The organism is Nocardia sp. NPDC055029 (genome assembly GCF_053608525.1).
The window spans coordinates 66,360-79,090 of record NZ_JBSGVQ010000038.1 but is presented as its reverse complement, the minus strand read 5'-3'; the positions used below and the strand labels follow the sequence as shown (position 1 = coordinate 79,090).

The following is a 12,731-nucleotide window of genomic DNA, read 5'->3' as shown; positions in this document are numbered from 1 at the left end:
GTGTATCGCGCGGCCCCTCGCGGGCGCTGACTCGTTCGGCCGTTGCCGGATGCGGGTGTCAGTCGGCCGATTCCGTGCGCGGGCCCTCCGGCATCGGCGCCTGGGCGGGCTGCATCCCCATCGGGATTCCCGTGCCCGGCAGGGTCGGCGCCGCGGCGGGAGTCTGCGGGACGACCGGGGCCGCCGGTTCCAGGGGCAGCGGGTCATCCTGCGGCGCATCGCCGTACAGCTGGGTGGGGTAACCGAGCGGGAACTGGCTCGGGTCGATCAGCTGCGGGTTGGGCGACACCGTCTCGTACGGCGAGGTGTCCGTCGGCTCGGTCGCCGGACTCACCTCCAGCCCGCTGCCGGAGCCGATACCGCCGGCCGAGCCGGTCTCCGCCGGACCGGTGTCGGCGGTCTCGTGCATGTCGGGGACCCGCGGCGCGATCGAACCGGCGGGGCTCGCACCCGGCTCCGACGACACCGCGGTGTTGTCGACCCCCTGCGTCCCGTCGTTCATCACCGCGTACGCACCGCCCGCGACCAGACCACCCGCCAGCAGGCTCGCGGCCGCGACGACCATCGCCGCGCCCCGCGTGGAGTGCGCCGCGACCGCGACCGGCACGTCGGCGGCGTCACCGAGCGCGACCAGCGCGGCACCGGCGGCCGGGGCGAACGGCGCCAGCCGACAGGGCAGCACCGGCACACCGAATCCGGCGGCCGCCTCGCGCACCGCGGGCGCGTCGGCGGACGAGCCGACGAGCACCACCGCGCCCGGCCGCACCGAGGCCGCCTCGAACTGATCCCAGGCCGCCGACACCCCCGTGCGCAGCGCGTCGGGGGTAGGCGCGCCGGTCTGCGCGTAGGCGGCGAGCACCCGGTGTCTGCCGGGGTCGAGAAGTGTCATCGCCTGGTAGCCGGGCACCGCCTCGTAGACCAGCAGGTTGTCGAACTCGTCGAGCCAGGTCATCGCGCCCGCGACGAACAGGTGCGCCGACTTGGCCGAGACCAGTGAGGCCGTGTGCCATTGCGTGGCCGCGAGCCGGGTGACGATCGCGCGCCGCTCGATTGCATCGCGGTAACTCACTGCCACCCCGGCGATCTCGTACTCGTCGTCTAGTTCGGCGGCCATCGTGTCCAGTGCCACCTGCACCGCCGCGGCGATCTCCGCCTTGCTGTCCCCGCCCGCACGCACGGTGCGCCGCAGCAGCATCCGGTCGGTGAGCGTGTCGCCCGCCTCCGCGAAGGCCACCGCGTGCACGGCGCCTCGCTCGGTGCTGACGCCGAGAGTGATCACAGATCCTGCAGCCACAAGTCTTGCCTTCCCACGGGGGCAGATAACTTCGCGGTAGATCGGTTGCGGCGAGAGATCACCGCGAATTAGCGTGCGGATGCACGCACGCTCATCTGATGATTCGTCACCAGCCCGGGCCCGGATGGGAGGAAAATCTCCCAGTTGTTGACACGCTGTCGGTAGACGCGTGTCGCAGATGTGTGTATACCGCTAGCCTGGATGGGTGGAAGTACACGCGCAGGCCCGGTCCAAGCAGAGCCGTCCGGACCCTGCGCTGGAGTTGCAGGACGACCCGCAGGAGCTGATGCCGCGTAAGCGGCCGACCCAGGAGCGCAGCAAGCGCAAGTTCGACGCGCTGCTGCAGTCGTCGCGGGAACTGCTCGTCGAGGTCGGCTTCGAATCGTTCACCTGTGAAGAGGTCGCGCAGCGCGCCGAGGTGCCGATCGGCACGCTCTACCAGTTCTTCGCCAACAAGTACGTGATCGTCTGCGAGCTCAATCGGCAAGACCTGGTTGCGGTTTCCCGTGAGCTGGCCGACTTCCACGGCGAGATCCCCTCGCTGGACTGGTTGCGGCACATGAACCAGTTCGTCGATCATCTGGCGAATCTGTGGACCACCGATCCCTCGCGGCGCGAGGTGTGGCTGGCCATGCAGTCGACCCCGTCCACCCGGGCGACGGGCGCGCTGCACGAGAAGGAATTCGCCGAGGTGGTCTCGCAGATGCTGCGGCCACTGACCCCGCGCACCCCGCGCGCCCGGCGCACGATGATGGCCGAGGTGCTCGTGCACGTCGTCTACTCGATGCTGAACTTCTCCGTGCAGGACGAGCAGTCCAACGCCGACGCGGTCGCCGAGCTGAAGCGGCTGATGGTGGCGTATCTCTTGGTCGCGGAAAAAGAATCGCGGACCGCCCAAGACTGAACGGTCCGCCCGCCTCCCCGCGACTTCTGCCGGTAGTGAGCAGTGACGCGGGTCGGCGACCGGGCCTGCGTTAGGTATCGGGTCACTTTCTGGGCGTTCCCGCCGAGTTACCCATGTACTTGCGAAACCAGTTGTTGCTTAGCTGGGCCCGAGTCGACCCTCGATGAGGTCGGCGAGTTCGCCCGGGTCTTCCAGCACCACCATGGCGGCTGCCGTGTCGCCGTCGTGGGTCAGCGACAGGTGGACTCGCGCGCGGGGCAGGAACTCCGCGGCCAGGCCGTGCAGTTTGATGCTCGGCCTGCCCCACGCGTCGTTGACGACCTCGATCAGCGGATACGGGTTGTCCCCGATCTGCGGGCTGCGCGCGAAGCGAGACGATGCCCAAGCCTTGAGCACCGCCTCCTTCGCGGCCCAGCGTGCGGCGAAGCTGCGGGCCGGGTCCGTCTGCTTGCTCTGGCAGTAGCGGCGTTCACCAGCGGTGAAGCTCTCCCTGAGCATCGTCGTCCCCGACCGTTGCAGCTGCTCGGCGAACTCGGAGATGGTCACCAAGTCCAAACCGATACCGAGAATCGTCACGAAGCGGCAGCCTACGACGCTTCGGTCGGCTGCGGAGCAGAACCGAGCTGTCCTGCGCCGCAACCCCATCCGTTCGTCCGGTACACGCCCTCGCTGTCGAGCCTTGCCTCCGGCGAGAGCAGCATGTCGGCCTCGAGCTGACGGATCTGCTTGGCCGGGGTGCCGTCGGCGCCGAGGCGGCGATCCGCAGGCTTCTCGTACAGCGCCGCGCCGCCGCACATGGCCTCGGCGAAGCGCTGCCTGCCCGCGAGCTGACGCGCCTGCGCCCGCTCCTGGTACTCGGCCCTGGCAGCAGGCTCGATCGCGGCGAGGAACGCCTGCGGATGAACCACCGCGAGCAGACCGGACACGTGGCCGAAGCCGAGCGAGGTCACCAGACCCGCCTTCAGCGCGAACTTGTCACCGAAGCGCAGCGGCTCGCGCGCCCACACCAGGTGCGGGTAGGCAGCCATCTTCTCGTCGACACAGTCCAGGCTCCGGTTCGGCGGCACCACACCGTTTTCCAGCACCTGGCACAGGCCGATGAGCTGGAAGGCCGCCGCGCCGCCCTTGGCGTGGCCGGTGAGGCTCTTCTGCGAGACCACGAACAGGGGAGCGCCGTCGGTCCGACCCAGCGCGCCGGCGAGCCGCTCGTGCAGCTCCGACTCGTTGGGGTCGTTGGCCGCGGTGGAGGTGTCGTGCTTGGAGATCACCGCGATGTCGTCGGGCGTGACACCGAGCTTGCGCAGTTCGGCGGCCAGGCGCGAGCCGCTACCACCGCGGCCCGCACCCAGCGCACCGAGACCCGGCGCGGGGATGGAGGTGTGCACGCCGTCGGCGAAGGACTGCGCGAAGGCGAGCACACCGAGCACCGGCAGACCCATCTCCACGGCCACGTCACCGCGGGCCAGCAGCACGGTGCCACCACCCTGCGATTCCACGAACCCGCCGCGACGGCGGTCGTTGGCGCGGGAGAAGTAGCGGTCGCTGATGCCCTTGGCGCGCATGGCCGCCGAGTCCGCGGTGGCCGACATGTCACCGAAGCCGACGATGCCCTCGATGCCGAGATCGTCGTAACCACCGGCGACCACGACCTCGGCCTTGCCGAGCCGGATCTTGTCGACGGCTTCCTCCACCGACACCGCCGCCGTGGCGCACGCCGCGACCGGGTGCACCATGGCGCCGTAGCTGCCGACGTAGGACTGCACGACGTGCGCCAGCGCGACGTTGGGCAGTGCCTCCTGCAGGATGTCGTTCGGGCGCGGCTCGCCGAGCAGGTTGTCGACGTAGAGCGAGCGCATCGAGGACATGCCGCCCATGCCGGTGCCCTGGGTGTTGGCCACCAGGCTCGGGTGCACCCAGCTCATCAGCTCGTCGGGGCTGAAGCCCGCACTGACGAACGCGTCGACGGTGCAGACGATGTTCCACAGCGCGACCCGGTCGATCGAGGCGGCCATATCGGCGGACACGCCCCAGATCGTGGGGTCCCAGCCGGTCGGGATCTGACCACCGACGACGCGCGAGAGCTTCGCCTTGCGCGGCACCCGGATCTCGGTGCCCGCCTGACGGGTGACGGTCCAGTCGCCCGACTCCGCGACCGGGCTGATCACCGTGTGCTCGGGATCGGCGGTGTGGAAGGCACGCGCCTCGGCCTCGCCCGCGACCGTGAAGGTCAGGTCCTGGTCGAGGAACACCGAGGTCAGCAGCGGTGCCGCGTTGTCGAGCATCGCGCCGTCGTCCTCGTAGCGGCGCACGCCGCAGCGCTCGACGACGGTGTCGTGGTAGCGCTCGGCCAGCTCACCCTCCGGCACGAAGTCCCCGGATTCGGTGTCGTACCAGCCCGGCTTCGGGTCGTTCTCCCAGCGGATCAGACCGGTGGTCCAGGCCAGCTCGAGCACACCGGCGGCGGAGAGCTTGTCTTCGACCTCCATCTCGAAGCGGGTGCGCGAGGAACCGTACGGGCCGAGTTCGGCGGCGCCGACGATGACGACCATGTCGCTGAGGTCGGCGGTCACCGCACCCCATTCCGGCACGGGCAGTGCCGAACTCAGGGTGGGCGGCGCGGGCAGCGCGGCGATGGTCGCGGCGGTGGCCGCTTCCTCCTCGCTCGCGGCCGCGGCCTCCTGGGCCTGCTTGGCCAGCGCGGGCAGGTCGAGCTTGGCGCGCGCCAGACCACCGGTGAGGTCGATCTGCTGCGGCCCGGTCTCGGTCACCTGACGGGCCCGCGAGGTGCACCACTTGAGCAGCTCGTCGGCCATCTCGGTGGTCGACCAGGTGTGCACGCCCGCCTTCTCCACGGCCTCGACCATCGGGTCGTTGTGGCCCATCAGCCCGGTGCCGCGCACCCAGCCGATCAGCGCGTGCACCATGGTGACCCGCGCCGACCACGACTTCTCGGCCCGCCACCGGGTGACCACCGCGTCGAGCGCGGCCTTGGACTCGCCGTAGGCGCCGTCGCCACCGAAGAGGCCACGGTTGGGCGAACCCGGCAGCACCACATGCAGTTTCGCGTCGACGTCGTGGTCGGCGCCGAGGGCGGACAGGCCGCCGATCAGCCGCTCGACCGACCAGAGCAGGACCCGCATCTCCATCTCGGCGCGCGCGCCCGCGTCGGCGAGATCACCGGCGACGCGCGGTGCCGCGAACGGCACCAGCAGCGTCGGGGTCATGGCGTCCTTGACCTTGATCTTGGCGCCGCCCGCGTTGTCGACCTGCTCGGTGCCGACCCAGTCGATCAGCGCGTCCAGGTCCTGGTAGGAGGCCATGTTCGCCGGCACCACCCACAGCGCCGCGCCGTGGCGGGCGTTGTCACGGTACAGCGAACGGTAGAACCGCAGCCGCTCGTCGTTCAGGCGGGAGGTGGTGACGACCACCGTGGCACCGCCGGAGAGCAGCTTGCCGGTGACCGCGGCCGCGATGGAACCCTTGCTGGCGCCGGTGATCACGGCGACGTCGTCGGACCACAGACCGGCATCGGTGGTGTCGAGCGCGGCCTCCGCGATCTGGGCGTACACGCCGGCCAGCACCGAGCGGGCCTCGTGCATGGCCCGCTGACGCCACCAGTTCGCCTGCGCGGCAACGGCTTCGCCCGCGCCGACGTAGCCGGCGATCGGCTGCTCGGCGGTGGCGGCGTCGTCGCCGAGCCACATGGTGGCCAGGTCCTCGCGGGCGGTGGCCCAGCGGTCGTCGATCAGGACGGCCTTGCGGGCGTCGAACGCCGGGGCGACCAGCCGCGGCCAGTCCGTGCCGAGTTCGGCCGAGACCAGGTCGACGAGGGTGTCCTCGGTGGCCTCGGGTGCGCTGACCTGCTCGCTGAGGCCGAGCTGCTCGAGGATGACCCTGGCCGCGGTGGCGAGCACGCCGTCCCGGCCGGTGATCTGCTCGGTGAACTCGCCCAGCGCCGCCGCGTCGACGGTGCCGCCGGACGCGCCACCCGCCGAGGGCAGCGAGACCGCGACACCGCGTCGCGCCGCCACCGCCTGCACGGCGGCGTCGATGGCCGCGTCGACCGAGGCCGCGTCGCTCAGCGCACCGCCGACGAGCCCGCCGAGGTCACCGCCGCGCACGCTGGCGCCTTCGCGGGTGCCGAGCGAGACCTCGGCGGTGACGTGGCTGGCCCAGCCGTCGCCCAGTTCCCAGACCTTCTTGACCCGGTCGGCGATGGCGGCGGGCCGCTTGCCGGAGGGGCCGAAGACCTTGCGCAGGTGGTCGCCGATGGCATCGGTGAGCACGGTGCCGAACGGCTTGTAGGTGCGCGCCAGGCGCTCGACGGTGGCCGACAGGGCGCCCATGTCGGCGTCGGCGGCGCCGTCGATGGCGCCGAGCGAGAGCTCGGAGCCGAGGTCGACCAGCAGCTGGTTGCGGCGCGACGACACGCCGTCGCAGAGGCCTTCGATCGTGTCGACCGGGCCGATCTGGTCGAGCCGCAGCTTGGTCCACAGCGCGATGAGCACGCGGGTGGCGTCGGCGGCGGAGAAGGAGATGTCGTCGGGACGCGGGCCACCGGTGGCGACCGGTGCCGCGGCAACCGGTGCGGCGGCAGGGGCTGCCGCCGGCGCCTCGGCCGGGGTCTCCTCGATGTCGTCGTCGACCGGGGCGGGATCGGTGTCGGTGGCGTAGACGACCGCGGCGTCGCGCTCGACATTGACCACCTCGACCGTCGCCCCGCCGAACGCGGGCAGCTTCAGCGTCTGCGAGGCCAGGTTGGCCACCGTCGGGGTAGCGCCGAGGCCGATCTCGACGAACCGCTCCACGCCGAGGCCGCCGTGCGCGGGATCGGTGAACAGCAGGTCCTGGGTCTCGATCCAGCGCACCGGGCTGGCGAACTGCCAGGCCAGCAGCTCGATCAGCACCACGCGGCACAGTTCGGCCTCGCGCGCCGCCCAGCTGTCGAAGTCGGCCAGCACCGCGGCCAGCGGCTCGGACGGCACGAGTTCGGCGATCTCGGTGAGGAACTCACGTTCCAGCGAGAACGGGCGCGGCACCAGGTTCGGGATGTAGCGGCCGACGAGCACCTCCGGGCGCACCTCGGTCGGCAGCAGCTGCTCGAGCTTGTGCCGGAACTCCGGGACACCGTCGCGCAGCACCGAGGAGTGGAACGGCACGTCGATGCCGGGCACCAGGATGAACGCCCGCTTGCCACCGAATTCCGCACGGCGCCGGTCGATCTCGGTCTCGAGCGCCTCGAGCCCGGCGACCGTGCCCGCGATGGCGTACTGCGAGCCACGCAGGTTCAGGTTCACGACCTCGAGGAACTCGCCGGTGGCCGCGCCGATGCCGTCGACGAAGTCGATGACCTCGGCATCCGGCAGCCCGATCTGCGACGGGCGGATGGCGGCCATCCGGTAGTCGCTGCGGCCCTGCGCGTCGCGCGGGACCAGCTCGTGCATGGCCGAGCCACGCTGGAACACCACCTCGAGCACGGCCTCCAGCGGCAGCACTCCGGCGACGGCGGCGAGCGCGTTGTACTCACCGACCGAGTGACCCGCCAGCATCGCGCCCTCGACGAAGGCGCCCGCCTCGCGCAGCTCGGCGACCTGGGCGACGCCGAGGGTCGCCATGGCGACCTGGGTGAACTGGGTCAGGTGCAGCACGCCGTCCGGGTGGCGGTGTTCGACACCGCGCGCCTTGAGGTAGGTCGGGTTGTCGCGCACCACCGCCAGGATCGAGAAACCGAGGGCTTCGCGGGTGTGCGCGTCGGCACGCTCCCACACCTGCTTGGCCGCCTTCGAGCGGGTCAGCGCGTCCAGACCCATCCCCTTGCGCTGGATGCCCTGGCCCGGGAAGGCGTAGACGGTCTTCGGGGCGGCGGTGCGCCCGGTCGCGGTCATGACCAGGTCACCGTCGACGCGGCAGGAGACCTCGACGATCTCGCTGCCCGCGTCCACCGCGATCCGCTCCACCCGCACGTCCACGGTCGCGCCGGGGCGCACCATGCCCAGGAACCGGGTGGTCCATGCCGTGAGAGTGCGTGCGGGAACGGAGCTTTCGGGATCCACCGCGACCACCGCATGCTGGGCGGCGGCCGAGAGCCACATGCCGTGCACGATCGGGCTGCCCAGTCCGGCCAGCTTGGCCGCGGCATCGGAGGTGTGGATCGGGTTGTGGTCGCCGGAGACGGCGGCGAAGGCGTGCATGGCGCGCGGGGCGGCCATGGTGACGTCGCGGCGACGGCGGCGCGGGGTGTCGGCGGCGTCGTCGGACACCGCACCGGCCGCGCGCGGCGGATCGGTGAGCTCGCCCGCGCCGTTGCGGCCGCGGATGGCGAACCGCTCGACCAGCCGGGCCAGCGGTGCCGCCTCGAGCCCCTGATCGAGGATCAGGCCGACGGTGACGGCCACCTCGACGACCCGGCCCATATCGGTGTCGACGACCGCGCCGCTCTCGGCACGGACCACGAGAATGCCGGTCTCCGTGGGCAATTCGTTCAGCAGCTCGATCTGATGGTCCAGGTGGACCAGATCCAGCATGCCCTCGATCACCGAACCGTTGTGTGCGGTACGCGCCGCGCCGAGCACCGCGAACACCGCGGGCCAGCAGGCGCCGACGAGCACGTCGGGCGCGGTGCGGCCGAGAGTGCTCAGCGTGGTGGGCAGACCCGAACCGGTGACACCGGCGTGGTCGGCGACCAGGTCGGGCATCCAGGCCAGGTTGAGATGCGCCACACCGGCTTTCACCTCGGGCAGCGACTGACCGGCGGCCACGCCGAGCAGCGCCGACATGGCGGTCTCGGCATCGGCTTCGGTGATCACCGGCGCGCCACCGGAGTAGATGCTCACCGGCACGGTGATGCGGATCTTCACCGCGTCCCGGCCCAGCAGCGGCACGGCCAGCTCGACGTAGCCGAAATCGGCTTCGGGACCGGAGATCTCGGTCAGCGTCGCGCCGGTGCCCTGATGCACCGCGCTCCCCTGCTCCACGACCCACTCGCCGACGGCGCCGAGGCGGTGCACCGGGTTGACGGTGGTGCGGCCCGCCCACTGCACGTCGGGGGCGGCGAGCACGGTGTCGATCGGGCCGGTCACCACACCGGCGACGCGGCGCGCGTCGACCGGGGCGGGTACGACGCCCGCCCGGACCAGGCTGTAGGCGGTGTCCTGCTCGAAGCGGTCGAGCAGCTCGCCCACCGGCTCGTCGACCCGGGTGATGCCCGCGACCGCGACGGTGCCGGGGATGACACACACCTGATCGGCCGAGTAGCGCGGATCATGGGCCTGCCACAGCGAATCCGAGCGCCACCAGCGACGCACGTCGGCGTCGACGACGGGCACGAAGTTCACCGGCTTGCCCGGCGTCTTGCACAGCGAGACGAAGAACGGCACGTCGGCCGGGTGCAGCACGGTCTCGGCGACGCTGGGGTACTCCTTCTTCAGCGCGCACAGCGCCTGCACCGGGTGCTCGAAGGCCTCGTCGTCGGCGAACAGCGTCTCGATCTCGCCGCTGTCGGCGGGGTGCAGCCGGGCTTCGGTGCGCCGCATCATCTCCGCGAACCGGTCGCGCCAGCTGATGTCGAGCCAGTCCGAGCGGGTGGCGTCGCGGATCGCGTCGCCGATGTCGCTGCCGCAGTCGAACGAGATCGGGACCTCGCTCGAGACCGCGAGCGAGACATAGCGTTCCAGCCACTGCTGGTAGGTCATGGTGGCGACGTCGCCGAAGTAGGGCTTGGCGGTGGCGTCGAGGGCCGCGATGATCTCCTCGCGCCGGGCGGCGACGGCCTCGGCGTCACCGGCGACCTCGTCGAGCAGGCGGCCCGTGCGCGAGGCGGCGTTGTCGATCTCGTGGATGTCGGCGCCCAGCTGGCTGCGGCCCGAGGCCATGCCACCGGAGGCGGTGCCGGCGCCGACCCAGTCGGGGGTGCCGGGGGTGTCGACGAGCAGCTGCTTGACCTCGGGGGCGGTGGTCGCCTCGAGGGTCGCCATGGCGGCGGTGCCGACGAGCACGCCGTCCAGCGGCATCATCGGGTAGCCGTGGTTGGTGGCCCAGGTGCCGGTCAGGTAGTCGGTGGCCCGCTCGGGGGTGCCGATGCCGCCGCCGACGCAGACCACCACGTTGGCGCGGTTGCGCAGCTCGGCGTAGGTGTCCAGCAGCAGGTCGTCCAGGTCTTCCCAGGAGTGGTGCCCACCGGCCTTGCCGCCCTCGATGTGCATGATCACCGGGTAGTCCGGCACAGCGTCGGCGATGCGCAGCACCGCGCGGATCTGGGCGACGGTGCCCGGCTTGAACGCGACGTGGCTGATGCCGGCCTCGGTCAGCTCCTCGATCAGCGCGACGGCCTCGTCGAGCTCGGGAATGCCCGCGGTGACGATCACGCCGTCCAGCGGCGCGCCCGCCGCGCGTGCCTTCTGCACCAGGCGCTTGCCGCCCAGCTGCAGCTTCCACAGGTAGGGGTCGAGGAACAGCGAGTTGAACTGCACCGCGCGGCCCGGCTGCAGCAGCTGGCGCAGCTCGGTCATCCGGTCGGCGAAGATCTGCTCGGTGACCTGACCGCCACCGGCCAGCTCGGCCCAGTGGCCCGCGTTGGCCGCGGCCGCGACGATCTTCGCGTCGACGGTGGTCGGGGTCATGCCGGCGAGCAGGATCGGCGAGCGGCCGGTGAGCTTGGTGAACGCGGTCTCCACGACGATGCGGCCGTTGGGCAGCCGCACCGGCTTGGGCGCGAACGCCGACCACGGGGTGGCGGCTTCGGGGGCCGCGCCAGGGGTGAGCAGGCTGCGCTGGCCGGGACGGGTGGCGGCGGCGACCACGCCGACGCCGGTGCCCTTGAGCGAACCGCCGGTGACCCGCGAGAGCAGGTCGCCGGGGCCGAGATCCAGGATCCACTCCGCGCCCGCCTCGACGACGGCGTCGACGGTGGCGACCCAGTCGATCGAGTCGACCAGGATCTGCTGGGTGAGCGAGGCGGCGAGCTCGGCGTCGAGGTCGCACTGGCGGGCCCAGCCAGCGACCAGGTCGACGGTCTCGGCCAGGGCCGGGTGGTGGAAGGCGATGTCGACGGCGACGTCCTCGAACACCGGCGCGAACACCGCACCGCCGCGAATCTTGCTCTCGCGCTCGCGCGTCTGCTCGTCGTGCAGCTGCGCGCACTTGGCCCGCACCCGATCGAGCTGGGCGGGGGCGCCCGACAGCACGACCCGCCTGCGGCCGTTGCGGATCGACACCACCGCGGCGAGCGCGGGGTCGACACCTTCGGCGACCTCGGCGACGATCGCCCGCAGCTGCTCGGGATCGACATTGGACACCGCGACCATCGGCGAACGCTCGCCCACCGGCATCAGCCCGCGCCTGCGCGCGACGAGCCCGGCGGCGGCGCCGACGAGCTGGGCAATGGCCAGCAGCTCCGCGTCACGCGCGCCGCCCGCCTCCACCGCGGTGGCGGCGAACAGACCCTGCGAATGCCCGACGATCGCGACCGGCGGGTGCTCGGCCGTGTCGAGACCCTGCAGACGCAACGCCCTGGTGGCCGCGAGCTGGGCGAGCAGCACGCCGGGCATCGACACGGCGGCCGAGCGGAGCACCGAGTCCGCGGGCACCGACGAGGGCTCCTCCGGCTCGTCCAGCTCACTCTCGAGCATCCAGCCCATCGGGTCGAAGCCACCGGGACGCACCACCAGCAACTGTGCCGCAACCGGCTCGATCAGCGCCGCGGCCTCGTGCACCAGTGCGGTCAGCTCGGGCTCGAGCGCGCTGTCGCGACCGATCTCCTCGAGCTCGCTCAGCCACTGCGCACCCTGCCCACCGAACGCCAACGCATACCCGGCCCCGTTGCGCAGCTGCTCAACCAGCGCCGCGCGGACACCCGATGCCTGGCCACGACCACCAGCTTTCGCGGTCGACTCCATGCCCATCTCGGTGCTCTCGTTGATCGTCAAGACGCTCGACTTCCTTCTCCTGGCGCTCCGCCCACCGACGGCACGCACACGTATCCGGCAGCCCCTCGGGCCTGTTGAAAGCCACGATCGCACAAAATCATGAGGAAAGCCTCACGTTTCTCGCCCACACGACAGCTACCGCCGAGTATTTCTGCACGCCCGTACCAGAATTATCTGAAACGTGACCCCGCCTCATGTTTGAACGCGCAGGTGGGACCTGTTACTTCGCTTCGCAAACATGAGTGGCCCTCACATTGAGGGTTACCAAATCGTTATAACCCCAGGTCGTGTTACCGACGAGTACGACATGCCGCCCCAACGCTTCGCGTAGCCGGTTTTGCCCGGTAGAGTTTGGACGGTCGTACACATCCAGCGCGAGTGGCGAAATTGGCAGACGCGCCAGATTTAGGTTCTGGTGTCCACGGACGTAGGGGTTCAAGTCCCCTCTCGCGCACAGATTGGTGACTAGCAGGTCAGATTTCGGCTTCTGTGTGTTCGAGTGCACTCGCACACGAAGGAGTTGGGCAGTGCACGCCCCTGACCTGCACAGTTGCTACTTTCCGGGTGACCTCCTAGTCACTTTTCGGCCAGACAAGGGGCCTTGCACCCT

At 71.0% G+C, this 12,731-nt stretch carries 4 protein-coding genes and 1 tRNA gene; 2 read left to right on the top strand and 3 right to left on the bottom strand.

Annotated features, from left to right (window positions below):
* Positions 1-58: 58 nt before the first annotated feature.
* Positions 59-1,294 (bottom strand): hypothetical protein, encoded by a 1,236-nt coding sequence (locus ACWF9G_RS27370; RefSeq protein WP_452518796.1) that lies wholly within the window; start codon positions 1,292-1,294, stop codon positions 59-61.
* Between the two features lie 286 nt (positions 1,295-1,580).
* Here ACWF9G_RS27370 and ACWF9G_RS27365 point away from each other — a divergent pair, with 286 nt between their 5' ends.
* Complete coding sequence (locus ACWF9G_RS27365; RefSeq protein WP_229740149.1) at positions 1,581-2,198, top strand: TetR/AcrR family transcriptional regulator; 618 nt, start codon at positions 1,581-1,583, stop codon at positions 2,196-2,198.
* Positions 2,199-2,336: 138 nt separating this feature from the next.
* Here ACWF9G_RS27365 and acpS read toward each other — a convergent pair whose 3' ends face one another.
* Positions 2,337-2,774, bottom strand: a complete 438-nt coding sequence (gene acpS, locus ACWF9G_RS27360) for a holo-ACP synthase AcpS (RefSeq protein ID WP_452518794.1) — start codon at positions 2,772-2,774, stop codon at positions 2,337-2,339.
* A gap of 11 nt (positions 2,775-2,785) precedes the next feature.
* Positions 2,786-12,121 (bottom strand): fatty acid synthase subunit beta domain-containing protein, encoded by a 9,336-nt coding sequence (locus ACWF9G_RS27355; RefSeq protein ID WP_452518792.1) that lies wholly within the window; start codon positions 12,119-12,121, stop codon positions 2,786-2,788.
* Between the two features lie 372 nt (positions 12,122-12,493).
* On the opposite strand from ACWF9G_RS27355, the gene ACWF9G_RS27350 reads away from it, so the two are divergent.
* Positions 12,494-12,575, top strand: a tRNA-Leu gene (locus ACWF9G_RS27350).
* Positions 12,576-12,731: the final 156 nt, after the last annotated feature.